Consider the following 26,350-nt stretch of genomic DNA (forward strand, 5'->3'; position numbering starts at 1 on the left):
TTTGAGCCGATTTTTTCTCCCGTAAATGCCTTGAATCAGCCTATTTAGACCGTTTCTTCGCCATTTAAGGCGTTATCCCCAGTTTTTAGTGAGATCTCTCCCACTGACGTATCATTTGGTCCGCCCGAAACAGGTTGGCCAGCGTGAATAACATCGCCAGTTGGTTATCGTTTTTCAGCAACCCCTTGTATCTGGCTTTCACGAAGCCGAACTGTCGCTTGATGATGCGAAATGGGTGCTCCACCTTGGCCCGGATGCTGGCTTTCATGTATTCGATGTTGATGGCCGTTTTGTTCTTGCGTGGATGCTGTTTCAAGGTTCTTACCTTGCCGGGGCGCTCGGCGATCAGCCAGTCCACATCCACCTCGGCCAGCTCCTCGCGCTGTGGCGCCCCTTGGTAGCCGGCATCGGCTGAGACAAATTGCTCCTCTCCATGCAGCAGATTACCCAGCTGATTGAGGTCATGCTCGTTGGCCGCGGTGGTGACTAGGCTGTGGGTCAGGCCACTCTTGGCATCGACACCAATGTGGGCCTTCATGCCAAAGTGCCACTGATTTCCTTTCTTGGTCTGATGCATCTCCGGATCGCGTTGCTGCTCTTTGTTCTTGGTCGAGCTGGGTGCCTCAATGATGGTGGCATCGACCAAGGTGCCTTGAGTCATCATGACGCCTGCTTCGGCCAGCCAGCGATTGATGGTCTTGAACAATTGGCGGGCCAGTTGATGCTGCTCCAGCAGGTGGCGGAAATTCATGATGGTGGTGCGGTCCGGCAAGGCGCTATCCAGGGATAACCGGGCAAACAGACGCATGGAGGCGATTTCGTACAGGGCATCTTCCATGGCACCGTCGCTCAGGTTGTACCAATGCTGCATGCAGTGAATACGCAGCATGGTCTCCAGCGGATAGGGCCGTCGGCCATTGCCCGCCTTGGGATAAAACGGCTTGATGACAGCGGTCATATTCTGCCATGGCAGAATCTGCTCCATGCGGGAGAGGAAAATCTCTTTTCGGGTCTGACGGCGCTTAGTGCTGAATTCACTATCGGCGAAGGTGAGTTGATGGCTCATGATGTCCCTCTGGGATGCGCTCCGGATGAATATGATGATCTCATATCAGGAACTTGTTCGCACCTTCCCTTGTTTATTCGTGCTATTTTCCTGCCGGTGCGATCGCGTATTTATACATTTCACGGGGTTTTGTACACCTTTCATCCGGGGACGTTGAAGCCGGTTACCCGGATAAAAAGTCAAGGTCATACCGTTAACGACGCTGGAAATTCAGTTATTACCCTTTATACTGCCCTATCCCATTACCGCGCGGCCATTACGGGTTAAACACATCGATGAGTCAGACTGAAACTACCGCCCCGAGCAAATTCTCCCTTCTACCGGGCAGCATCACCCGTTTCTTTCTTCTGTTGATCGTTGTGCTGTTAGTCACAATGGGGGTGATGGTTCAGAGCGCCGTTAATACCTGGCTTAAAGATAAAAGCTATCAAATCGTCGATATCACCCATGCGGTGCACAAGCGCATTGATACGTGGCGCTATGCGACCTGGCAAATCTACGACAATATCGCTGCCGCGCCTGCCACCTCGTCAGGCGAAGGGTTGCAGGAAACGCGCCTTAAGCAGGATGTGTATTACCTTGAAAAACCGCAGCGGAAGACGGAAGCCCTGATTTTCGGCTCGCACGACAGCGCAACGCTTGAGATGACGCAGCGGATCTCCTCCTATCTGGACACCCTGTGGGGCGCCGAGACCGTACCGTGGTCAATGTATTACCTGAACGGTCAGGACAACAGCATGATCCTGATCTCAACCCTGCCGCTTAAGGATCTCTCCTCCGGCTTTAAAGAGACCACCGTGGGCAGTATTGTGGATTCCCGTCGGGCAGAAATGCTGCAACAGGCCAACGCGCTGGACGAGCGAGAAAGTTTCTCGTCACTACGCCGTCTTGCCTGGCAGAATGGCCACTACTTTACGCTGCGAACCACTTTTAACCAGCCGGGCCATCTGGCGACCGTGGTTGCCTTCGACCTGCCGATTAACGATCTCATCCCACCGGATATGCCGCTGGACAGTTTCCGTCTGGAGCCAGACAACAGCACCCAAAATATGCGCACGCCGTCGGATAAAGAAGGCGCGGACAGCGTAGCGATCTCCTTTAATGGCTCAAAGATTGAGATTGCCTCATCGCTCAACTCAACCGGTATGCGTCTGGTGTGGCAGGTGCCTTTTGGCACCCTGATGCTTGATACTCTGCAAAACATTCTGCTGCCGCTGTTGCTGAATATTGGCCTGCTGGCGCTGGCGCTGTTTGGCTACAGCACCTTCCGCTTCCAGTCGGGCCGCCAGAGCGACTCGACGTCGGTATCAGCCGGGACCAGCAACGAGTTGCGCATTCTTCGTGCCCTGAATGAAGAGATTATTTCCGTGCTGCCGCTTGGGGTGCTCGTTCACGACCAGGAGGCTAACCGCACGGTAATGAGCAATAAAATTGCCGATCACCTTCTGCCGCATCTTAACCTGCAAAATATTACGGCCATGGCGGACCAGCACCAGGGCGTTATTCAGGCCACCGTTAATAATGAACTGTATGAGATCCGCCAGTTCCGCAGTCAGGTCGCCTCGCGCACGCAAATCTTCATCATTCGCGATCAGGATCGCGAAGTGCTGGTGAATAAAAAGCTCAAGCAGGCGCAAAGGCTGTACGAGAAAAACCAACATGGCCGCGCGGCGTTTATGCAAAATATTGGCGATGCCTTTAAACAACCGTTGAAGTCACTCGCCACGCAGATTGCTGATCTGAGCACGCCGGAAAGCCGACAGCTCAGCAGCCAGGCCGACTCCCTGGTTCGTCTGGTGGACGAAATCCAGCTTGCGAACATGCTGGAAAATGACATCTGGAAGGGCACCCCTACGCTCTTCTCCATTCAGGACCTGATTGATGAGGTGGTGCCGGAAGTCCTGCCGGTGATCAAGCGCAAGGGACTCCAGCTGCTGATCAACAACCATTTACCGGCCAACGACGAACGTCACGGCGATCGCGATGCCCTGCGTCGCATCCTGATGATGTTGATACAGTATGCCGTCACCACGACGCAGATCGGCAAGATCACCCTTGAAGTCAGCACCGATGAGTCCACCGACGATCGTCTGACGTTCCGCATTCTGGATACGGGCGAAGGCGTCACAGTGAGCGAAATTGATAACCTGCACTTCCCGTTCCTGAACGATACCCAGCGCGACCACTACGGTAAGGCGAATGCCCTCACCTTCTGGCTCTGCGATCAGCTGGCGCGTAAGCTGGGCGGTCATCTGAACATTAAGGCCCGCGAATCCCTCGGCACCCGCTACTCTTTACACGTGAAAATGGCGGCGAATCCCCAGGAAGAGGATGAAGAGCGTCTGCTGGACGATGTGGTGGTGATGGTGGATGTGACCTCCAGTGAGATCCGAAATATCGTCGTTCGTCAGCTGGAAAACTGGGGGGCGTCCTGCATTACCCCGGACGAAAGGCTCGCGAGTCAAGAATTTGATCTATTTTTAACTGATAATCCGTCTAATCTTACTGCCTCAGGCTTGCTTTTAAGCGATGATGAGCCAGGCGTGCGGAAAATCGGCCCTGGGCAGCTGCGCGTCAACTTTAATATGAGCAATGCAATGCAGGAAGCTGTATTACAACTGATTGAAGAGAATCTGGCGCAGGAAGAGATCCTGGAGTCACCGTTAGGCGGCGATGAAAATGCCGAACTCCATGCCAGCGGATATTATTCGCTCTTCGTTGATACAGTACCAGATGATGTTAAGCGGTTGTATACTGAGTCCGCTGCGCAGGATTTTGCAGCGCTGGCACAGACAGCACACCGGCTTAAAGGGGTGTTTGCCATGCTTAATCTGGTTCCCGGCAAGCAGTTATGTGAAACGCTGGAACATCTAATTCGTGAGAAAGATGCCTCTGGCATTGAAAAATACATCAGCGACATTGACGCTTACGTCAAGAGCTTGCTGTAGCAAGGTAGCCTTATACATGAACAATATGAACGTAATTATTGCCGATGACCATCCGATTGTACTGTTCGGTATTCGCAAATCACTTGAACAGATCGAGTGGGTGAATGTAGTCGGTGAATTTGAAGATTCCACAGCCCTCATTAACAATTTGCCTAAACTTGATGCGCACGTGCTCATTACCGATCTCTCCATGCCTGGAGATAAGTACGGTGATGGGATCACGCTCATCAAATACATTAAACGCCACTTCCCGGACATTTCGATCATTGTTCTGACCATGAACAATAACCCGGCGATCCTGAGCGCCGTTCTGGATCTCGATATTGAAGGGATTGTGCTGAAACAAGGCGCACCTACCGATCTGCCAAAAGCGCTGGCGGCGCTACAGAAAGGGAAGAAATTCACTCCTGAGAGCGTCTCACGCCTGCTTGAAAAAATCAGCGCGGGTGGTTATGGCGACAAGCGTCTCTCGCCTAAAGAGAGTGAAGTTCTGCGTCTGTTCGCTGAAGGTTTCCTGGTCACTGAAATCGCCAAAAAGCTGAACCGCAGTATTAAAACCATCAGTAGCCAGAAAAAATCCGCAATGATGAAGCTGGGTGTGGATAACGATATCGCCCTGCTGAACTATCTCTCTTCCGTGACGCTGAGCGCAACGGACAAAGATTGATCTTCGCTGTCTACGCCGGGTGGCGCTCGCGCTTACCCGGCCTACAGCCGCCGGAGAAATAAAAAAGGCCCTTTCGGGCCTTTTTTATTGTCTCGCTTTTCGTACCCGCTCCGCATACACGGATAGCGTCTGCTTCAGTACATCCAGCGTGACCGGCTTCGACAGGCAGCTGTCCATTCCCGACTCCAGACAGCGCTGCTTCTCCTCCGCCAGCGCGTTGGCTGTCACCCCCACCACCGGCAGCGTCAGCCCCAGCTGTCGGATACGCTGCGTCAGACGGTAGCCGTCCATGTTAGGCATGTTCACATCGCTGAGCACAATATCAATATGGTTCTTACTTAAGACATTCAGGGCATCCACGCCATCATTGGCCGTTTTACACTGATAGCCCAGAGAGCCAAGCTGATCTGCGAGCAGACGACGGTTAATTGGATGATCGTCGACGACCAGAATCATCATATCGTCGTTCACCGACGCCAGCTCATCAGGGGAAGCCAGCACGGTGGCGCCGTCGCTGTCCTCAAGCTGCACGCTGTAAATACGCGCCAGCAAGCCCAGCAGCTCGTGCGGTGTCGCCACGCTGTGCACCCATACCCCAGGCGAACGCTCAAGCGGAATACCGATATGACGGCGGCAGAACATCACTACGCCCCGCCCCGCCCACGCCTGCTCCGGCTCAACGTCGGTGATCAGCATGTCATCCGCGTCCGGCGTCTGGCCTTCGTAGCGTGAAACCCGCACGCCGCTGCTGGTCAGCATCGAGGTCAGGAAATCATGTAAGGAGGCGTTGTGCACCGCCAGCCAGCAGTGCTTATCGCTCAGCCCGTCGACGGTGGTTTTCGCCGGATAGTGCGCCGAATAGAGCGGAATACGAATGGTGAACTGGCTGCCCATGCCTGGCTCTGTATCGACGGAGATATCTCCATCCATCATACTGATAAGCTTCTCGCAAATCGCCAGACCTAGCCCGGTCCCCTGGAAATTACGCTGGACGCCGGTTCCCACCTGGAAGAACGGATCGAACAGGCGAACGACCTCTTTCGCCGGAATGCCAACACCCGTGTCGCGCACGCGAATGGTCAGGTACTCCCCTGCCCGACAGACGTGCAGCACAATACAGCCGATATCGGTAAATTTGATGGCGTTGCTCAGCAGGTTTGAGATGACCTGTTGCAGACGCATCGGATCGCCATGCAGCGTCAGCGGCACATCCGGCTCGATAAAGCAGTACAGCCCAAGCTGTTTACGCACCACCAGCGGCAGGTAGTTAGCGCAGATATGGTTCATCACTTCGCGCGGGGAGAACTCGCGCGGCTCTATTTTCAACTGCTCGGATTCAATTTTAGAGAAATCGAGAATATCGCTGATGATTTTCAGCAGCAGGCTGGACGAGTTGTTCATGGCCGTCACCAGCCGGTCGACCCCTTTCGGCAGCTCTTTGGTCTGGAGCAGGTCGAGGTTACCGATAATGCCGTACAGCGGCGTTCGCAGCTCATGGCTGACGGTCGCGAGGAACATCGATTTCGACTGACTGGCCTGCTCCGCCGCCTGCGCCATATCCTGCAATGACTCTTCCATTTTCACGCGCGCAGAGACGTCCACCAGCACGCAAATGGCCACGTTTTCATTGCGGTAGCGAGAATGGACGAAGCTGATTTGCAGGTTGGTGTGGGTGCTGGTCAGCACATCCACAAAGTTAACCTGCTGACCGCAGATGATCTGCGTTAACCGCTGGCGGTCTTCATGCGTGAGCATGTTCAGGTAGTTATGGGCAAGCTCGTTACTGAGGATATTTGTCCCGTCCTGAGTACGCAGGATGCAGATCCCTACCGGCGCCGAGGCGACAATTTTACGGTTAAACTGCTCATGCTCTTCCAGACGCTGAGCATCCGCTTCCGCAGGAATAAAGATCCGCCGCTCATACATTCTCGCCAGCATAAACAGCGCGACGCCTACCGCGATGTTTAGCAAAATGGCGTTAAGGATCAGGATGCGAATGCGCTCCAGGACCTTGTCCACCGGCAGCGAGTAGACAATGCTCAGCGACGATGGCGGTAAACTTTTCTTCAGCACCAGCTCGCGGAACCCGGAGGTATAGCCAAACCATGACCGCTCCTGCATCCAGCTGGGTTCCACCTTCAGGCGGTTTTCAGGCCCGGTAAGGGAGATGAGCGGATGGCCGTTTTCATCCAGAATGGTCACGCCCATCGGCAGACTGCCCGGCGTGAAGAAGTTTTCCATACGGATGGTTTGTTCAATCCCCAGCAGCGCTTGCAGGCGGTTTCCGAGGTAAACCGGAGTCAGGGCATAGAAATAGCCGACGCCCATGCGCGGCCCCTGGCTTATCCAGAAGATGTTGTTCCCGCGCTCTTCCTGAGGCGCATTGCGGTATTTCACTATACGCTCATGCAGACTTTTCAGCGCGTCTTCGCGTTCGACGGGCATATCCCGCAGGCCGAAATCCGCCATGCAGAGATTTTCGTTGCCAATCAGGTAGACACGGTTCAGATCGTAGGCGGCCGAGAAATTATCGCGCCAGTAGCGCATAAACCATGAGAGGGACTCCAGTGAACCACGCCAGGCTTTGCTCATGGCGGAACAATCGGAGTCCGGGAAGAGCGGTTCGAAATCAGGTACTTCGGTTTTTTCATCCCGACCGCGGATAGCAAGAATGCCGTTCTCCGCCGTGAGTCGATTCTCAGCAATATACTTAAGCTCTTTCATCACGTCAGACGTGCGCTGGATATAGCGCTGAGCCTGATCCGAGCTTAAGTTAAACTCCTGGCGGATCTCCGCTTCTTTCTGGTGTAACGCGTTAACGATGTAAAACACCGAGAGCAGTGCCACCAGCAACCATAGCAGTAGCGCAAGCGCCCGAAACAGATAGCGAGAGACTTTTAAGGTGGTACGAAAGGAGACGAGGTATTTCAAAGGGGCGAGGCTCCGCCGTCGGGGTCAAAAAGAATGTGGTTAAGGTAGCGGTAAACGCGGCTTGTCGCAACGTTCACTTGTCTGCTTGCGCAAAACAAAAGGGCCGGAAACCGGCCCTTTACGCGTCAGGAGACGTTACTCGTCAGCGTCATCCGCTACTTCATCATCGGTGTCCGCTTCCGGGGCGATTTCATCATCCCCTTCCGCAACGCTGCCGTCGATAGAGTCGAGCTCTTCGTCATCCACCGGCTCAGCAACGCGTTGCAGACCGACGACGTTTTCATCTTCCGCAGTGCGGATGAGGATTACGCCCTGGGTGTTACGACCCACCACGCTGATCTCAGACACGCGGGTACGCACCAGCGTACCGGCATCGGTGATCATCATGATCTGGTCCGCGTCGTCCACCTGCACCGCGCCAACAACGGAACCGTTGCGCTCGGTCACTTTGATGGAGATAACGCCCTGCGTGCCGCGAGACTTGGTCGGGTATTCGCTTTCCGCCGTACGTTTACCGTAACCGTTCTGGGTGACGGTCAGGATTGCGCCTTCGCCACGAGGAACGATCAGGGAAACCACGCTGTCTTCACCCGCCAGCTTGATACCACGCACGCCGGTCGCCGTACGACCCATTGCGCGCACGGCGTTCTCTTTAAAGCGCACCACTTTACCGGCGGCAGAGAACAGCATGACTTCATCAGAACCGGAGGTCAGATCCACGCCGATCAGCTCATCGCCTTCGTTCAGGTTCACCGCGATGATCCCGGCAGAACGTGGACGGCTGAACTCGGTCAGCGCGGTTTTCTTCACGGTACCGCTCGCGGTCGCCATAAAGACGTTCACGCCCTCTTCGTACTCGCGTACCGGCAGAATAGCGGTGATACGTTCGTTCGCTTCCAGCGGCAGCAGATTGACGATAGGACGACCCCGCGCGCCACGGCTCGCTTCCGGCAGCTGATAGACTTTCATCCAGTACAGACGGCCCCGGCTGGAGAAGCAGAGGATCGTGTCGTGGGTGTTGGCCACCAGCAGACGGTCAATGAAGTCTTCTTCTTTAATACGCGCCGCAGATTTGCCTTTACCGCCACGACGCTGTGCTTCGTAGTCGGTCAACGGCTGATACTTCACGTAGCCCTGGTGAGACAGCGTCACTACCACGTCTTCGCGGTTGATCAGATCTTCAATGTTGATATCAGAGCTATTGGCTGTGATTTCGGTGCGACGCTCGTCGCCGAACTGATCGCGAACCAGCTCCAGCTCTTCACGGATCACTTCCATCAGGCGCTCTGCGCTACCCAGGATATGCAGCAGCTCGGCAATCTGCTCCAGCAGCTCTTTGTACTCGTCGAGCAGTTTTTCATGCTCAAGGCCGGTCAGTTTCTGCAAACGCAGATCCAGAATCGCCTGGGCCTGCTGTTCAGTCAGGTAGTACTGACCGTCACGCACGCCGAATTCCGGTTCCAGCCACTCAGGACGCGCAGCGTCATCACCGGCACGTTCCAGCATTGCCGCCACGTTGCCCAGATCCCATGGACGCGCAACCAGCGACGCCTTCGCTTCTGCCGGCGTCGGCGCACGGCGGATCAGCTCGATGATCGGGTCGATGTTCGCCAGCGCAACGGCCAGTGCTTCAAGGATATGGGCACGGTCGCGCGCTTTGCGCAGTTCGAAGATGGTACGACGGGTCACCACTTCACGGCGGTGACGCACGAACGCGCTCAGGATCTCTTTCAGGTTCATGATCTTCGGCTGGCCATGGTGCAGCGCAACCATGTTGATACCGAAGGAGACCTGAAGCTGAGTCTGGGAGTAAAGGTTGTTCAGCACAACTTCACCCACCGCGTCGCGCTTGATTTCAATCACGATGCGCATACCGTCTTTATCAGACTCGTCACGCAGCGCGCTGATGCCTTCAACGCGTTTTTCTTTTACCAGCTCGGCGATTTTTTCAATCAGTCGCGCTTTGTTCACCTGATACGGGATCTCGTGAACAATAATGGTTTCACGGCCGGTTTTAGCGTCCGCTTCCACTTCGGCGCGGGCACGGATGTAAATCTTGCCGCGACCGGTGCGGTACGCTTCTTCAATACCGCGACGGCCATTGATGATTGCCGCCGTCGGGAAGTCCGGGCCCGGGATGTGTTCCATCAGCCCTTCAATGCTGATGTCTTCATCGTCAATGTAGGCCAGGCAGCCGTTGATCACTTCCGTGATATTGTGCGGTGGAATGTTGGTTGCCATACCGACGGCGATACCGGACGAACCGTTCACCAGCAGGTTTGGGATCTTCGTTGGCATAACGTCAGGAATTTTTTCCGTGCCGTCGTAGTTATCAACGAAATCAACCGTCTCTTTTTCCAGGTCAGCCATCAGCTCATGGGCAATCTTCGCCAGACGGATTTCCGTATAACGCATTGCCGCGGCGGAGTCGCCGTCGATAGAACCAAAGTTACCCTGACCATCTACCAGCATGTAACGCAGCGAGAAGGGCTGCGCCATACGGACAATGGTGTCGTACACCGCGGAATCACCATGAGGATGGTATTTACCGATTACGTCACCAACGACACGGGCAGATTTTTTGTAGGCTTTATTCCAGTCATTGCCCAATACGTTCATGGCGTATAGTACGCGACGGTGTACCGGCTTCAGGCCATCGCGGACGTCCGGCAGCGCACGGCCAACAATGACCGACATCGCATAGTCCAGATAGGAGCTTTTCAGCTCTTCCTCGATGTTAACCGGTGTAATTTCTCTCGCAAGGTCGCTCATCTAACCGCTATCCCTCTACTGTATCCCGGATTCAAAGGTCGCAAATTATAACACAGCCGCGGTGATACAGGTAAACCTATACGCTTTATTCACAGGGATTGCCTGATATACTCATTTGTCTTGCTAAATAAGGAGTAAAAGCGCCCATGAATGCCGAAAAATCCCCGGTGGCTCACAACGTTGACCACGAAGAGATTGCCAAATTTGAAGCGGTGGCGTCCCGCTGGTGGGATCTCGAAGGTGAGTTCAAACCTCTGCATCGTATTAACCCGCTGCGTCTGGGCTATATCGCGGAGCGTTCCGGCGGTCTGTTCGGTAAGAAAGTGCTCGACGTCGGCTGCGGCGGCGGCATCCTGGCGGAAAGTATGGCGCGTGAAGGGGCCACCGTCACCGGTCTGGACATGGGCTTCGAACCTCTACAGGTTGCGCGTCTTCATGCGCTGGAGTCCGGCGTACAGGTAGAATATGTCCAGGAAACCGTGGAAGAGCACGCGGCAAAACATGCGCACCAGTATGACGTGGTGACCTGCATGGAGATGCTGGAGCACGTTCCCGATCCGCAGTCTGTGGTCAGCGCCTGTGCAAAACTGGTGAAACCGGGTGGACAGGTCTTCTTCTCGACCATCAACCGCAACGGCAAAGCCTGGCTGATGGCCGTGGTAGGCGCGGAATACGTGCTGCGCATGGTGCCGAAAGGGACGCACGACGTGAAGAAGTTCATCAAGCCTGCAGAACTGCTGGGCTGGGTTGACCAGACATGGCTTAAGGAGCAGCACATGACGGGCCTGCACTACAATCCGCTGACGGATAAATTCAAACTTGCCCCAGGTGTGGATGTTAACTATATGTTGCACACAACCGCCAAAAACGACTAACGTCATCCGTTATTCTTATAATGATTGCGCGACATCATGTTGCGCAATTCTGACCTCCCGTTGAAGAAATCAGCACTCGATCAAATTTTGAATTTTTTTTCTTAATTATTGACATCTCTTCCAGGCCTTACGGCACGAGGACTTAGCCTTTTTTACCCTTTCACAACCTCAATTTAACGTCAAAATCAACCCTTGTGCTGAAAAGATTCGATACTAGAATACTCACCATATAGCGTTCTTCTTATCGCAAAACCCCTATATGTAGTATTTATCCACAGAGTTAGTCACAAGACGGTTCTGTGGATAAGCGGGGGATATTTTTTTATTTCACGGACAGGTAAAAACCCACATGAATCAGAGTCTGCTGGTGACAAAGCGCGACGGTACCACCGAGCGTATCAATCTGGACAAAATCCATCGAGTTCTCGACTGGGCAGCAGAAGGACTGAACAACGTATCTATCTCCCAGGTTGAACTGCGTTCTCACATTCAGTTCTACGACGGCATCAAAACGTCTGATATCCACGAAACCATTATCAAAGCCGCGGCAGATCTGATCTCCCGCGACGCACCGGATTATCAGTACCTCGCTGCGCGTCTGGCGATTTTCCACCTGCGTAAAAAAGCCTACGGCCAGTTCGAGCCGCCGAAGCTTTACGATCACGTAGTGAAAATGGTCGAGCTGGGCAAATACGACACGCATCTGCTGGAAGACTATACGGAAGAAGAGTTCGAGCAGATGAACGGGTTTATCGATCACTGGCGCGACATGAACTTCTCCTACGCGGCGGTGAAGCAGCTCGAAGGTAAATACCTGGTTCAGAACCGTGTGACGGGCGAAATCTACGAGAGTGCCCAGTTCCTCTATATTCTGGTGGCCGCCTGCCTGTTCTCTAATTACCCGCGTGAAACCCGTCTGGACTACGTGAAGCGTTTCTACGATGCGGTCTCTACGTTCAAGATTTCTCTGCCTACGCCAATCATGTCTGGCGTGCGTACCCCTACCCGTCAGTTCAGCTCCTGCGTACTGATCGAGTGTGGTGACAGCCTGGATTCCATCAACGCGACCTCCAGCGCCATCGTGAAATACGTCTCCCAGCGTGCCGGTATCGGCATCAACGCCGGCCGTATCCGTGCACTGGGCAGCCCGATCCGCGGCGGTGAAGCGTTCCACACCGGCTGTATTCCGTTCTACAAGCACTTCCAGACGGCAGTAAAATCCTGCTCTCAGGGCGGCGTGCGTGGTGGTGCAGCGACCCTGTTCTACCCGATGTGGCACCTGGAAGTGGAAAGTCTGCTGGTTCTGAAGAACAACCGCGGCGTGGAAGGCAACCGCGTGCGTCACATGGACTACGGCGTGCAGATCAACAAGCTGATGTACACCCGTCTGCTGAAAGGGGAAGACATCACCCTGTTCAGCCCGTCCGACGTCCCGGGTCTGTACGACGCCTTCTTCGCCGATCAGGACGAGTTCGAGCGTCTGTACACCAAATATGAAAAAGACGACAGCATCCGCAAGCAGCGCGTGAAAGCGGTCGATCTGTTCTCCCTGATGATGCAGGAACGTGCTTCTACCGGCCGTATCTACATCCAGAACGTTGACCACTGCAACACCCACAGCCCGTTCGATCCGGTGGTTGCACCAGTGCGCCAGTCCAACCTGTGCCTGGAGATCGCCCTGCCGACTAAACCGCTGGAAGACGTGAACGACGAAAACGGTGAAATCGCGCTTTGTACGCTGTCCGCGTTCAACCTGGGTGCGATTAAGAGCCTGGACGAGCTGGAAGAGCTGGCGGTGCTGGCGGTTCGTGCGCTCGACGCCCTGCTGGATTACCAGGATTACCCAATCCCGGCGGCAAAACGCGGCGCAATGGGCCGTCGCACTTTAGGTATCGGCGTGATCAACTTCGCCTACTGGCTGGCGAAAAACGGCAAGCGTTACTCCGACGGCAGCGCCAACAATCTGACGCACCAGACGTTCGAAGCGATCCAATACTACCTGATGAAAGCCTCTAACGAGCTGGCGAAAGAGCAAGGCGCGTGCCCGTGGTTCAACGAAACCACCTACGCGAAAGGCATTCTGCCGATCGACACCTACAAAAAAGACCTGGATGCGATCGTCAGCGAGCCGCTGCACCTCGACTGGGAAGGCATGCGCGAGTCCATTAAAACTCACGGTCTGCGTAACTCCACGCTCTCTGCCCTGATGCCGTCCGAGACCTCTTCGCAGATCTCCAACGCCACCAACGGTATTGAGCCACCGCGCGGCCACGTCAGCATCAAAGCGTCGAAAGACGGCGTGCTGCGTCAGGTGGTGCCGGATTACGAAACGCTGGGTGACAACTACGAGCTGCTGTGGGAAATGCCAAACAACGACGGCTATCTGCAACTGGTGGGTATCATGCAGAAGTTTATCGACCAGTCGATCTCTGCCAATACCAACTACGACCCGACGCGCTTCCCGTCTGGCAAGGTTCCGATGCAGCAACTGCTGAAAGACCTGCTCACCGCCTACAAATTTGGCGTGAAAACGCTGTACTATCACAACACCCGTGATGGTGCGGAAGACGCCCAGGACGACCTGGTGCCGTCAATTCAGGACGATGGCTGCGAAAGCGGCGCATGTAAGATCTAAGCACTTCGCCGGGTGGCGCTACGCTTACCCGGCCTACGGTTTTGTAGGCCCGGCAAACGCAGTGCCGCCGGGCAATAAAATCTCAACAGGACTCACCGCAATGGCATATACCACCTTTTCACAGACGAAAAACGACCAGCTCAAAGAGCCGATGTTCTTCGGCCAGCCGGTCAACGTGGCACGCTACGATCAGCAAAAATATGACATCTTCGAAAAGCTGATTGAAAAGCAACTCTCCTTCTTCTGGCGTCCGGAAGAAGTTGACGTTTCTCGCGACCGTATCGATTTCCAGGCGCTACCGGAACACGAAAAGCACATCTTCCTCAGCAACCTGAAGTACCAGACGCTGCTGGACTCCATCCAGGGCCGTAGTCCGAACGTGGCGCTGCTGCCGCTGATCTCCATTCCTGAGCTGGAAACCTGGGTAGAGACCTGGGCGTTCTCCGAGACGATCCACTCCCGCTCTTACACCCACATCATCCGCAACATCGTGAACGATCCGGCGGTGGTGTTTGACGATATCGTCACCAACGAGCAGATCCAGAAGCGCGCGGAAGGCATTGCGCACTACTACGATGAGCTGATCGAGATGACCAGCTACTGGCATCTGCTGGGCGAAGGCACGCATAACGTGAACGGCAAAACCATTACCGTAAACCTGCGGGCCCTGAAAAAGCAGCTATACCTGTGCCTGATGAGCGTCAACGCGCTGGAAGCAATCCGCTTCTACGTAAGCTTCGCCTGCTCCTTCGCTTTTGCCGAGCGCAAGCTGATGGAAGGTAACGCCAAAATTATCCGCCTGATCGCCCGTGACGAAGCCCTGCACCTGACCGGCACCCAGCATATGCTGAACCTGCTGCGCAGCGGCGCGGACGACCCGGAAATGGCTGCGATTGCCGAAGAGTGCAAGCAGGAATGCTACGATCTGTTCGTGCTGGCCGCCCAGCAGGAGAAAGAGTGGGCAGACTACCTGTTCCGCGACGGCTCCATGATTGGCCTGAACAAAGACATTCTGTGCCAGTACGTGGAGTACATCACTAACATCCGCATGCAGGCTGTGGGTCTCGATCTGCCATTCCAGACGCGCTCTAACCCGATTCCGTGGATCAACACCTGGCTGGTGTCCGATAACGTGCAGGTTGCGCCGCAGGAAGTGGAAGTGAGTTCTTATCTGGTCGGTCAGATTGATTCTGAAGTCAACACCGACGACCTGAGCGATTTCCAGCTCTGATGAGCCGCGTAACGCTGAGCCTTTCTGGTACAGAGGTGTTGTGCCAGGAAGAGCACCCTTCTCTGCTGGTGGCGCTTGAAGCGCATCAGGTAGAAGTAGAGTACCAGTGTCGTGAAGGCTACTGCGGCTCCTGCCGCTGCCGTCTGGTCGCAGGCCAGGTAGACTGGCTGACCGAACCGCTGGCCTTTATCAGTGAAGGGGAGATTTTGCCCTGCTGCTGCCGGGCAAAAGGCGATATTGAGATCGAGATGTGATTACCCTTGTTCCCTCTCCCCTTGGGAGAGGGTTAGGGTGAGGGCATCAGGCCGCAGAGCCTGATTGTCGGGTGGCGGCTTCGCCTTACCCGACCTACCAAACCTATTTCCGGTGAATGAATTCGACCGCTTTATCCGGGAAATCCGTAAACAACCCGTCCACATCCGCCTGGTTATACAGCACGTCGTAAAGCTGATTCACGTCCGTCGCATACTCCGGCAGCTGGTCTGCGCGTACGGTATACGGATGCACCTGCATCTTGCTCGCATGCGCCTCTTTCACCATCGCCGTCAGCTTCACGTGACCCGGCGTTGAGCCTTCCGCCACCAGCATGTGGTAATCCGGCCCGATGCCGTCGGCGTACTGCGCAATCTGCTTCATCGCGCCCGGCTTAAACATCCAGTCATAGCTGTAGTTCACCCACTTCCCGTCCGGCTGTTTTTCCTGGGTTTCATTCCAGTCGGTATACGCAATCAGCTGCACCAGATTGAGATCCATCCCCATTTTCGGCTCCAGCTCGGTTTTGATGCGCTTCAGTTCCGCGGCGTCGAAACATTGCAGGAAAACCTTATCCTGCTTGCTGGTGTAGCCGTACTTTTTCAGTACCTCCAGCGTCTTCGCGGCAATGTCCTTCCCTTCCTGATGGTGGAACCACGGCGCTTTGATTTCCGGGTAGATACCGATATTTTTTCCTGTCGAGTGGTTCAGCCCCTGAACAAACTCGATCTCCTCTTCGAAGGTGTGAATACGGAAGTCAGACTTGCCCATCGGGAAACGTCCCGGATAGACCTGTACCTTCTTACCGTTTTCAATCTCGAAGCCCTCGGTAAACTTCAGCGAGCGGATCTCCGCCAGCGTGAAGTCGATGGCGTAGTAGCGACCATCTTTACGGGCGCGATCCGGGAAACGCTCCGCCACGTCCGTCACGCGGTCAAGATAGTGGTCATGCAGAACGACCAGCTGGTCGTCCTTCGTCATCACCAGATCCTGCTCCAGATAATCCGCGCCCTGGGCATAGGCCATCGCTTTTGCCGGCAGCGTATGCTCCGGCAGATAACCGCTGGCGCCACGGTGGGCGATCACGATCTTATCCGCCGCCAGCGCGGAGCCTGTCATCAGGCCCGCCAGCAGCAGACCTGTCGCTAACTGAGTTAATTTCATCGCAATGCTCCTTATTGACGACGCGCCAGCACTTCGGCGTGGTGACGTTTTTCACCAATCATCACAACAACCAGCAGCAGAACAGCCAGCACGCTGCCGCCAATCATCACCATAAAGCCGCCATCCCAGCCGAAGAAGTCGACGGTGTAGCCGACGATGGCGCTCGCAGCGACCGAACCGCCGAGGTAGCCAAACAGACCGGTAAAGCCTGCCGCCGTGCCTGCCGCTTTCTTCGGCGCCAGCTCCAGGGCATGCAGACCAATCAGCATAACCGGACCATAAATCAGGAAGCCGATGACGATCATACAGGCCATATCCACACCCGGATTCCCCGGCGGGTTAAGCCAGTAAACGACCGTCGCGATGGTGACCAGCGTCATAAAGAACACGCCCGTCGCCCCACGGTTGCCCTTAAACACTTTGTCCGACATCCAGCCGCAGATCAGCGTGCCGGGAATGCCCGCGTATTCATACAGGAAATAGGCCCAGGAGGATTTATCCAGCGCGAAGTGCTTCACCTCTTTCAGGTAGGTTGGCGACCAGTCGAGGATGCCGTAGCGCAGCAGGTAGACAAATACGTTTGCCACCGCGATGTACCACAGCAGCTTGTTCGGCAGCACGTACTTCATGAAGATCTGCTTTGCCGTCAGCTCTTCTTCGTGCTTCTCGCTGTAATCATCCGGGTAGTCGTTTTTGTACTCTTCAATCGGCGGCAGGCCGCAGGACTGTGGGGTGTCGCGCATCAGAGCGAAGGCGATAATCGCCACCAGAATGGCGCCAAAGGCTGGCATATAGAGCGCGGCATGCCAGTCGTTGAACCAGGCCATCCCCAGCAGGAACAGCAGCGGCGGAAGCCCGCCCCCGACGTTATGCGCACAGTTCCAGACCGAAACAATTCCACCACGCTCTTTCTGTGACCACCAGTGAACCATGGTGCGTCCGCATGGCGGCCATCCCATCCCCTGGAACCAGCCGCAGAGGAACAGCAGCACGAACATGATGGCAATGCTGGAGGTCGCCCACGGCACAAAGCCCATGAACAGCATCACCGCTGCCGCGAGGATCAGACCGGCGGGCAGGAACACGCGCGGATTCGAACGATCCGACACCGACCCCATAATGAACTTCGAAAAACCGTACGCGATGGAGATCCCCGACAGCGCAAATCCCAGATCGCCGCGAGAGAAGCCCTGCTCCACCAGGTACGGCATGGCGAGCGCAAAGTTTTTACGTACCAGATAGTACGCCGCATACCCGAAGAAGATCCCGAGGAAGATTTGCCAACGCAGACGGCGGTAGAGAGGATCAATCTCTGCCTCTGGCAGTCGCGCCCGATGTGGCGCAGGTTTAAAGATACTGAGCATAACAGCCTCCGTGGCCTTTCAAAAAATGACCGGGCATCTCGCGCCCGGCTACAGAGGCGGCGATGTTAAGAAATCACGGTGAATGTTACTGTGAATCAACGCACAGATTGTTACAGAAATATGACAGAATGCGCAAAAAAGCGCATGAAATCACGTTTCACTTTCGAATTTCGCGCGTTTATGTTCGAAATCAAACAAACCACACGATCAATGTGGCTAAATGCTAAAAAACGAACATAGAGGAAAGGCAATGACAATTCACGATCCACGCTTCAGCGATGTGATTATCATTGGCGGTGGCGCGACGGGTGCCGGCATCGCACGCGACTGCGCCCTGCGGGGATTGAGCGTCACGCTTCTGGAACGCCACGATATCGCCACCGGCGCGACGGGACGTAATCACGGTCTGTTGCACAGCGGCGCCCGCTATGCGGTCACTGACGCTGAGTCAGCACGCGAGTGTATCGCTGAAAACCAGATCCTCAGGCGCATCGCCCGCCACTGCGTTGAACCGACCAACGGTCTTTTTATCACCCTTCCAGAAGATGACCTCGGCTTTCAGCAAACCTTTATCACCGCCTGCACGGCGGCAGGCATTCAGGCCGAGGCGATCGATCCTGCGCAGGCGCGCCGTCTTGAACCCTCGGTAAACCCGGCGTTACTGGGCGCGGTAAAAGTACCGGACGGAACCGTTGATCCTTTCCGCCTGACCGCCGCCAATATGCTCGACGCACGGGAACATGGCGCCCGGATCCTGACCGGGCATCACGTCACCGGGCTTATTCGTGAAGGTAATACCGTGCGCGGGGTGCGCGTGTTTGATGCGCAGTACAACGAACACCGCGAGCTGTATGCCGCCGTCGTGGTCAACGCGGCGGGGATCTGGGGCCAGCGCATCGCGGAATACGCGGACCTGTCGGTGCGCATGTTCCCGGCGAAAGGCTCGCTGCTGATCCTCGACCACCGCATCAATAACCATGTCATCAACCGCTGCCGTAAACCGTCTGACGCCGATATCCTCGTGCCGGGGGACACCATTTCGTTAATCGGCACGACCTCAATGCATGTGGACTACAGTGAAATTGATTACAACCGCATCACCGCTGAAGAGGTGGATATCCTGCTGCGCGAAGGGGAAAAGCTGGCCCCGGTGATGGCGCAGACGCGTATTCTGCGTGCCTACGCGGGCGTGCGTCCCCTTGTCGCCAGCGATAACGATCCGAGCGGGCGTAACGTCAGCCGCGGCATCGTGCTGCTCGATCACGCCGAACGTGACGGCATGGACGGGTTTATCACCATTACCGGCGGCAAGCTGATGACCTACCGGCTGATGGCCCAGTGGGCCACCGATGCCGTCTGCCGTAAGCTCGGCAACACCGCACCGTGCGTGACGGCGGAACAGGCTCTGCCCGGCTCGCAGCAATCGACAGAAAAAACGCTGCACAAAATCATTTCACTCCCTGCCCCGCTTCGCGGTTCGGCGATTTACCGTCACGGCGACCGCACCCCAACCTGGCTCGGTGAAGGGCGACTCAGCCGCAGCCTGGTGTGCGAATGCGAAGCCGTGACCGCAGGCGAGGTGCAGTATGCCGTGGAAAACCTGACGGTGAACAACCTGCTCGATTTACGCCGCCGCACGCGCGTCGGGATGGGCACCTGTCAGGGGGAGCTGTGCGCCTGCCGTGCCGCCGGGCTGCTGCAACGTTTTCACGCCACCACGTCAACCCAGTCGCTTGCCCAGCTCAGCGATTTTTTAAACGAGCGCTGGAAAGGCATTCAGCCCGTCGCCTGGGGCGATGCCCTGCGCGAAAGCGAGTTTACCCGCTGGGTCTATCAGGGGCTTTGCGGTCTGGAGAAGGAGCACAACCATGAAATTTGATACCGTGATTGTGGGTGGGGGACTGGCGGGCCTGCTGTGCGGCCTCAAACTGACGCAGCGGGGTCTGCGCTGCGCCATTGTCACTCGCGGTCAGAGTGCCCTGCACTTCTCTTCCGGCTCGCTGGATTTACTGGGCGCGCTATCGTTCGCCGATCTGCCGCCTGAACATCCCTACCGCCTGACGGGCGCAGAGAATATGGCCCGCTTTGCCTGCGAAACCGAACACCTGCTCACCACCTGCGGCGCACGCATGCAGGGTGACGCCGAGCAAAATCATCAGCGCGTCACGCCGCTCGGCACCCTGCGCGCCGCCTGGCTTAGCCCGGAAGAGGTGCCTGTCGCCCCCATCGCTGCCGAGCGCGTGCGGGTGGTGGGGATCAGCGGCTTCCTCGATTTCCAGCCGCATCTGGCCGCCGCGTCTCTCAGACAGCAGGGTGTTCAGGTGGATACGGCGGAGATTGATCTCCCCGAACTCGACGTGCTGCGCGAAAACCCCAGCGAGTTTCGTGCGGTGAACATTGCCCGCCTGCTGGATAATGAAAGTTACTGGCCGCAGCTGTACGCGGCGCTTCAACCGCTCGGCGAGACCTGCGACGCCCTGTTTATGCCCGCCTGTTTTGGCTTAACGGACAACCGGCTCTGGCGCTGGCTCTCGGCGCGCCTGCCCTGTACGCTCGGTTTACTGCCGACGCTCCCCCCTTCCGTGCCCGGCATTCGTCTGCACACCCAGCTTCAGCGTCAGTTTGTTGCCCAGGGTGGCGTCTGGATGGCAGGCGACGAGGTGAAAAAAATCATCCTGGCTGAGGGCGCGGTAAGCGAAATCTGGACCCGCAACCACGGCGACATCCCGCTTCGCGCACGCTTTACGGTGCTGGCAAGCGGCAGTTTCTTCAGTAACGGTCTGCTGAGCAGCCGGGATGGCGTGCGTGAGGCGATCCTCGGTCTGGACGTCCGGCAAAGCGCTTCCCGCGCGGACTGGTATCAAAGCGATTTCTTCACCCCGCAGCCCTGGCAGCAGTTCGGCGTGATCGTCGACAGCCAACTGCGCCCGCGGCTGGGCGGGGAACCGGTTGAAAATCTTTACGCCATCGGCTCGGTTCTGGGCGGGTACGATCCCGTGGCGCAGGGCTGCGGTGGCGGCGTCTGCGCCGTCACTGCGCTGCATGTCGCGGAGCAGATTATCCAGCGCAGGGAGGGAGCACAATGAACGACACCCGATTTGAAAGCTGTATCAAATGCACGGTCTGCACCACGGTTTGCCCGGTCAGCGGCGTCGATCCGCGCTATCCCGGCCCGAAACAGGCCGGTCCCGACGGGGAGCGTCTGCGCCTGAAGGATGGCGCGCTCTACGACGAGGCGCTGAAATACTGTATCAACTGTAAACGCTGCGAAGTTGCCTGCCCGTCGGACGTGAAAATAGGCGATATCATCCAGCGCGCCCGCGCCCGCTACAGTACGCAAAAACCGACGCTGCGTGACGCGATACTGAGCCACACCGACCTGATGGGTAGCCTCTCGACGCCTTTCGCGCCGGTCGTCAATGCCGCCACCGCCCTGAAGCCGGTGCGCAGGCTGCTGGATGCGACGCTCAAAATCGACCATCACCGCAGTCTGCCGAAATATTCTCACGGCACCTTCCGCCGCTGGTTTAAATCCGTGGCGGCAGAACAGGCGCAGTTCGCTGAGCAGGTTGCCTTCTTCCACGGCTGCTACGTGAACTACAACCATCCGCAGCTGGGGAAAGACCTGCTGAAAGTCCTGAACGCCATGGGAACGGGCGTTCAGCTGCTGAGCAAAGAAAAGTGCTGCGGCGTTCCGCTGATTGCCAACGGCTTCATCGACAAAGCGCGCAAGCAGGCGAGCAGCAACGTCACCTCTTTACGTGAGGCGATCGTCGACAAAGGGATACCGGTACTGGCGACGTCGTCAACCTGTACCTTCACGCTGCGCGATGAATATCCGCATCTGCTGGAGGTGGATAACACCGGCCTGCCCGAGCACATTGAGCTGGCGACCCGTTTTCTCTGGCGCAAACTGGACAGCGGGCAGACGTTACCGCTGGGCAAATTGCCGCTGAAGGTGGTGTATCACACGCCATGTCATATGGAGAAGATGGGCTGGTCGATCTATACGCTTGAGCTGCTGCGGCTGATCCCCGGGCTGGAGCTGACGGTGCTGGACTCACGCTGCTGCGGCATCGCAGGCACGTACGGCTTCAAGCGTGAAAACTACCCAACGTCACAGGCCATTGGCGCGCCACTGTTCCGGCAGATTGAAGAGAGCGGCGCAGATATCGTGGTGACGGACTGCGAAACCTGCAAGTGGCAGATCGAGATGTCCACCAGCAAACGCTGTGAACATCCCATTACCTTGCTGGCAAAAGCGCTGGCGTAACCGTTGCCGGGGACACGGCCCCGGCACACTCTCACTCCACGAACAGCGATTCGACGACGTTGATCCAGCCGTGCTCGCTGGCGACCTCTTTCCCGTTCAGCCAGCGGCGCAGCATGTTCAGTGCCATCATCGCGCACACCTCCTGACGCACGGCCAGGCTGTGGCGGGTAATGCTCATCCTGACCCGCAGGGCGTGCGTCCCTTCCGGCGTTGCAAGGGCAAAGTTGAGATGCTCCTCATCCAGCCCGCCCACAAACAGCGCCAGCCCGGCGAAATGCTTCACTCTGCGCTCGGACGCCCAGCGCGCGGTCTGCGCCAGCGTCTCCTGCTGGAACGGCACCACTTCACTGGCCAGCAGCGGCGCACCCGCCCGGGTAAGCTGAAGCGCCAGAAGCCCACCGGTAAACTGCTCGCTTAACGTCACGCTCAGCTGGCGGGACTGCAAATGCGCTGCGATCTGCGCCGGCAGCCCTTCCGTTCCTTCGAAAATCAGGCTTTCCCCGGCGACGCGCTGCACTTCCGGCCACAGCGCCAGCATGGCGGCTTTCTCTGACGCCGGTCCGGTCAGCTTCAGTTCAATAATCGGCATGGAGGAGCGATAGCCCATCGACACGCCGGGAGGCAGTTGCAGGTGATCGAGGCTCTGGGCCAGATCGCTTTCCGAGCGACCAAAGGTGGTCAGACGCAGGCACAGCGGCGGTTCAGGCAGCGTAAAGCGCGCGCGCAGGCGCGGCAGGATCTGCTGCTCGACCATCACTTTAAATTCCGACGGCACGCCCGGGGTGAAGAACATCAGGCAGCGGTTCAGCTGAACGGCAAACCCGCAGGCGGTGCCGACCGGGTTATCAATCAGTTCCGCGCTGGCGGGAATTTCAGCCTGCTTGCGGTTGCTGGGGGCCATCACGCGGCCACGCCCGGAGAAAAAGCGCTCCATCTGTGCCAGCCACGCCTCGTGCAGAACCAGGCCTTCGCCTTTGGCCGTGGCGGCGGCCAGCGCGCTGAGATCGTCGCTGGTGGGTCCCAGCCCGCCGTTCACAATCAGCACGTCGCAGCGTTCGCTGCGCTCGCGCAGAACGTTGACCAGCGACTCAAGATTGTCACCTACGGTGTTGCGGCGCGTTAACGGTAATCCTTGCTCAAAGAAGAGATCGGCGAGCCAGGCGGCATTGGTATCAATGATTTGCCCATGCAGCACTTCGTCGCCAGTGGATAACATTTCCACATTTATCATTGTGTTCTCCCATTTCAATGGTCAAAACACTATAGCGCAATCGAAGACCGGGGGAAGAGAGAAACTGGCGCGACTGAACGCCGCGCCGAGAGGATTAGAAACCGGCGCTCACGCCAACGTATGGGCCGTCTGCCAGGGCGTTGTCGCGGTTGCCGTCTTTACCGGCCAGGTTCAGATAGCGATAGCCCGCTTCGATGGTGATCGGACGCATGATGGTCCAGCGCGCGCCGGCATTAGCTTCCTGATAGCTGTCGATACCGCTGGAGAGGGAATCCGGGGAGTAGTAGTACTCACCGAACAGGCCAAAGCTGTCGCCAATTTTCCACTGCAAGCCGCCACCCACTGCCGCCGCGTAGCCTTCGTCGCCGTCGTTCGGGTTGGTGTAAATGCCTTTACCGCCGACGGTCGCCAGGAAGGGACCCAACGGCACGTTGAAGCCGAGGCCCAGGCTTGCCGCATCCCCATCGTCGTCGTTGTGCGTCCAGCCGCCGGTCATTGCCAGGCCTGCGCTATCCGTGCCAAGACCAAAGCCCAGATGGGTATAATCTTGTCCCGCCGAGCCGTTGAAGGAAATTGCGTTTGCCGCTGCTGAAACAAACATCAGGCCGCTTAAGCCCATTAATGCCACTTTTTTCATTGTCGTGATCCCGCACAATTTATTCAGAGATGTCCAAAAACCGCGAGATTTTAACCTGACTGCCTGTGTGATCAATGGACTCCGCGTGCGGCGGGCAATTAGTTTGTAACGATTTGATAATATCGGCATTTATACCAGCATCAGAAAGCGCATTTTCACGCTCAGCCCACCCAGATTTTCACTGGGCATCAGCTGAAGATGGCTGCGGTGCAGGCGGGCAATATCGTTAGCCAGCGCCAGGCCAATGCCGGACCCGGCGGCATCGCCCACGTTATCCAGCCGATGAAACGGCAGCATGGCCTGGGAGATCTGGTCTTCAGCAATGCCCGGTCCGCTGTCCTCCACGCTCAACTCAACGGCATCGTTAGCCGTGCGCAGGTACACCGTCACAACGCCCTGCTCCGGTGTGTATTTGATCGCGTTCTCCAGCAGGTTGGCGCAAAGTTCGCCCAGCAACACGTCATCCCCCTCAATCATTACCGGCTGCTGTACGCCGTCATAACCGAGATCGATACCCTTGCTGCGCGCCTGCGCCAGCCGGGAAAAGCAGCAGTTTTGCACCACCTGTACCAGATCGACAGGCGCAAACTGTCGCTCCCCCTGCTCTTTTCGCTTCACCGCCGAAAGCTGCAACAGCCTTTCCGTCAGCACGATGGTGTTATCCAGCGTGACGTTCATCGCCCGTAAGCTCTCCTGCCACAGCGCCGGATCGTTACGCGTCAGGGCAACCGATACCTGGGTTTTCAGCACCGCCAGCGGCGTTTTGAGCTGGTGTGAGGCGTCGGCGTTAAAGCGCGCCTGCCGCGAAAGTACGCCGCGCAACCTGTCGATATAGCGGTTAAATGCCACAATCAGCAGCCGCGTTTCCGACCAGGGCAGCAGCTCCGGCAGCGGAGCCAGCAGCCCGGGCTCACGGCGCACCATCAGGGACGAGAGCTGCCGCATCGGGCGCAGCACACGACGCAGCAGCCACGCGGTCAGGACCAGCGTCAGCAGCACCAGCAGCCCCTGCGACACGAGCGAGGAAAACAACAGCTGAGTGGCCAGATAGCGCCGCGACTGCAACGTTTCGGCGACGTAGATCTCCGCCATCCCGAACACACTGTCCTCGTTAACCGGCTGGAGCAGCTTAGCCACGCGGATCGCCTGCCCGCGATACTCGGTATGATAAAACCACGCCAGCGCCGGATAGTGTGTAGTGCGCGACGTGGAGGGAGGCATATTCGGCAGATCGTCGTAGCCGGAGATCGTCCGCCCGTCAGGGTCCACGACCTTGTAATAGAGGCGATCGTTCATGTTCAGCTCGAAGCTGTCGAGCACGACCCAGGGCACGTTCACCTGGAGCTTGCCGTTGTGCACCACCAGCCGCTCTGACACCGTGCGCGCCGAGGATAACAGCGTGCGGTCATAGGCCTGCGTCGCCGCCTGTAACGCGCTAACGTAGCTGTTAAAGGCTGACAGCCCCCATAACAGCAGCAGCGGCAAACCCAGAAAAAGCAAAAGTTGCAGGTAAAGCGACTGCGGCTTAACCCACCTCATCGCCGCACTCCAGCACGTAGCCCAGCCCCCGGAGGGTAATGATCCGCACCCCGCTGCCGGTCAGCTTCTTACGCAGGCGGTGAATATAGAGATCGATGCTCTCGGGGCTGACGTCGTCGTTCAGGCTGAATACCTGGTCGAAAAGCTGTTGCCGGGAGACGGGACGGGTCCGGCGGTGCATCAGCACCTTCAGCAAAGAGAGTTCGCGCGGCGTGAGGGAAAGGGGTTCATCGCGCAGCAGAAAAAAGCCTTCATCATCGTACTCCAGCTCTCCCAGCCGCTGGCGCTCCTGGGTTCGTCCTTCGCTGCGGCGCAGCAGCGCGCGCAGGCGGGCATCAAGCTCCTCCAGCTCGAACGGTTTCGGCAGGTAGTCATCCGCCCCGGCATTCAGCCCCTTCACCCTGTCTGCCACGTTGCTGCGGGCGGTAAGAAACAGCACCGGCAGCGTCTGCCCGCGCTTTCTCAGGCGATGCACCACCTCCAGCCCGTCGAAGCCGGGCATACCGATATCAAGGATCGCGACGGCATAGTTTTCTCCCTGCAAAAGATGATCGGCCGCCCGTCCATCATTGACGCAATCCACGGCAAATCCGTTTTGTACCAGCGCTTTTTCCAGCCAGTGAGCCAGCTCACGATTATCTTCCGCGAGTAAGAGACGCATATCACATCCTGTAAAGTTGGTGTCGCAGTGAAAGGGAAATGAAAGGTTATTGTTTTAACAATCACGCAACGGAACCGCTACAAGGTGGTTCACATAATCAGAAA

At 56.9% G+C, this 26,350-nt stretch carries 18 protein-coding genes; 9 read left to right on the forward strand and 9 right to left on the reverse strand.

Annotation, left to right across the window (positions count from 1 at the left end):
• Positions 1–85: 85 nt before the first annotated feature.
• On the reverse strand, positions 86–1,066 hold the full coding sequence (locus tag L379_RS08115) for an IS5-like element IS5 family transposase (RefSeq protein ID WP_001575870.1): 981 nt from the start codon (positions 1,064–1,066) through the stop codon (positions 86–88).
• Positions 1,067–1,341: 275 nt separating this feature from the next.
• Here L379_RS08115 and rcsD point away from each other — a divergent pair, with 275 nt between their 5' ends.
• Positions 1,342–4,014 (forward strand): phosphotransferase RcsD, encoded by a 2,673-nt coding sequence (gene rcsD / locus L379_RS08110; RefSeq protein ID WP_017383411.1) that lies wholly within the window; start codon positions 1,342–1,344, stop codon positions 4,012–4,014.
• A 16-nt stretch (positions 4,015–4,030) separates the two neighbouring features.
• Positions 4,031–4,681, forward strand: coding sequence for a response regulator transcription factor RcsB (gene rcsB, locus L379_RS08105; protein ID WP_003859405.1), 651 nt, complete (start codon positions 4,031–4,033; stop codon positions 4,679–4,681).
• Positions 4,682–4,765: 84 nt separating this feature from the next.
• On the opposite strand, the gene rcsC is transcribed toward rcsB, so the two are convergent.
• Positions 4,766–7,612 (reverse strand): two-component system sensor histidine kinase RcsC, encoded by a 2,847-nt coding sequence (gene rcsC, locus L379_RS08100; RefSeq protein ID WP_017693023.1) that lies wholly within the window; start codon positions 7,610–7,612, stop codon positions 4,766–4,768.
• A 135-nt stretch (positions 7,613–7,747) separates the two neighbouring features.
• Positions 7,748–10,384, reverse strand: coding sequence for a DNA topoisomerase (ATP-hydrolyzing) subunit A (gene gyrA / locus L379_RS08095; RefSeq protein ID WP_017693022.1), 2,637 nt, complete (start codon positions 10,382–10,384; stop codon positions 7,748–7,750).
• Between the two features lie 146 nt (positions 10,385–10,530).
• Between gyrA and ubiG the strand changes: the two genes are divergently transcribed.
• The 4 genes from ubiG to yfaE all read left to right on the forward strand — a co-directional run bounded on the left by ubiG (position 10,531) and on the right by yfaE (position 15,379).
• Complete coding sequence (gene ubiG / locus L379_RS08090; protein ID WP_006811346.1) at positions 10,531–11,259, forward strand: bifunctional 2-polyprenyl-6-hydroxyphenol methylase/3-demethylubiquinol 3-O-methyltransferase UbiG; 729 nt, start codon at positions 10,531–10,533, stop codon at positions 11,257–11,259.
• Between the two features lie 349 nt (positions 11,260–11,608).
• A complete protein-coding gene (gene nrdA, locus L379_RS08085) occupies positions 11,609–13,894 on the forward strand; it encodes a class 1a ribonucleoside-diphosphate reductase subunit alpha (protein ID WP_032654310.1) in 2,286 nt (761 codons plus the stop codon).
• A gap of 100 nt (positions 13,895–13,994) precedes the next feature.
• Positions 13,995–15,125 (forward strand): class Ia ribonucleoside-diphosphate reductase subunit beta, encoded by a 1,131-nt coding sequence (gene nrdB / locus L379_RS08080; RefSeq protein WP_026080618.1) that lies wholly within the window; start codon positions 13,995–13,997, stop codon positions 15,123–15,125.
• A complete protein-coding gene (yfaE, locus tag L379_RS08075) occupies positions 15,125–15,379 on the forward strand; it encodes a class I ribonucleotide reductase maintenance protein YfaE (RefSeq protein ID WP_003859419.1) in 255 nt (84 codons plus the stop codon). The genes nrdB and yfaE overlap by 1 nt, the downstream gene beginning before the upstream one ends.
• A 103-nt stretch (positions 15,380–15,482) precedes the next feature.
• On the opposite strand, the gene glpQ is transcribed toward yfaE, so the two are convergent.
• Both glpQ and glpT read right to left on the reverse strand, forming a co-directional pair.
• Entirely contained in the window at positions 15,483–16,541 is a 1,059-nt protein-coding gene (gene glpQ / locus L379_RS08070; protein WP_032654313.1) for a glycerophosphodiester phosphodiesterase, read from the reverse strand.
• An 11-nt stretch (positions 16,542–16,552) separates the two neighbouring features.
• Complete coding sequence (gene glpT, locus L379_RS08065; RefSeq protein WP_003859423.1) at positions 16,553–17,905, reverse strand: glycerol-3-phosphate transporter; 1,353 nt, start codon at positions 17,903–17,905, stop codon at positions 16,553–16,555.
• 250 nt (positions 17,906–18,155) lie between these two features.
• Here glpT and glpA point away from each other — a divergent pair, with 250 nt between their 5' ends.
• From glpA to glpC, 3 genes are read left to right on the forward strand one after another with little or no spacing between them, the layout of a single operon-like run.
• Complete coding sequence (gene glpA / locus L379_RS08060; protein WP_032654316.1) at positions 18,156–19,784, forward strand: anaerobic glycerol-3-phosphate dehydrogenase subunit A; 1,629 nt, start codon at positions 18,156–18,158, stop codon at positions 19,782–19,784.
• Positions 19,774–20,991 carry a glycerol-3-phosphate dehydrogenase subunit GlpB gene (gene glpB, locus L379_RS08055; protein WP_017693018.1) on the forward strand — a complete coding sequence of 406 codons (1,218 nt, stop codon included), beginning with the start codon at positions 19,774–19,776 and terminating at the stop codon, positions 20,989–20,991. The genes glpA and glpB overlap by 11 nt, the downstream gene beginning before the upstream one ends.
• Entirely contained in the window at positions 20,988–22,178 is a 1,191-nt protein-coding gene (gene glpC, locus L379_RS08050; RefSeq protein WP_032654319.1) for an anaerobic glycerol-3-phosphate dehydrogenase subunit GlpC, read from the forward strand. The genes glpB and glpC overlap by 4 nt, the downstream gene beginning before the upstream one ends.
• Before the next feature lie 31 nt (positions 22,179–22,209).
• Here the strand turns inward: glpC and L379_RS08045 are convergent, their stop codons facing one another.
• The 4 genes from L379_RS08045 to tctD all read right to left on the reverse strand — a co-directional run bounded on the left by L379_RS08045 (position 22,210) and on the right by tctD (position 26,246).
• Positions 22,210–23,409 carry a nicotinamide mononucleotide deamidase-related protein YfaY gene (locus tag L379_RS08045; RefSeq protein WP_017693016.1) on the reverse strand — a complete coding sequence of 400 codons (1,200 nt, stop codon included), beginning with the start codon at positions 23,407–23,409 and terminating at the stop codon, positions 22,210–22,212.
• A 94-nt stretch (positions 23,410–23,503) separates the two neighbouring features.
• Entirely contained in the window at positions 23,504–24,046 is a 543-nt protein-coding gene (locus tag L379_RS08040) for a YfaZ family outer membrane protein (protein WP_003859436.1), read from the reverse strand.
• Between the two features lie 129 nt (positions 24,047–24,175).
• Positions 24,176–25,585: a sensor histidine kinase gene (locus tag L379_RS08035; protein ID WP_032654323.1), complete on the reverse strand. Its 1,410-nt coding sequence runs from the start codon at positions 25,583–25,585 to the stop codon at positions 24,176–24,178.
• Positions 25,572–26,246, reverse strand: a complete 675-nt coding sequence (tctD, locus tag L379_RS08030) for a transcriptional regulator TctD (RefSeq protein WP_006811361.1) — start codon at positions 26,244–26,246, stop codon at positions 25,572–25,574. Before tctD ends, L379_RS08035 begins: the two co-directional genes overlap by 14 nt.
• Positions 26,247–26,350: the final 104 nt, after the last annotated feature.

The sequence above is a fragment of the Enterobacter sp. MGH 33 genome (genome assembly GCF_000534535.1).
Taxonomy (GTDB): Bacteria; Pseudomonadota; Gammaproteobacteria; order Enterobacterales; family Enterobacteriaceae; genus Enterobacter; species Enterobacter hormaechei_C.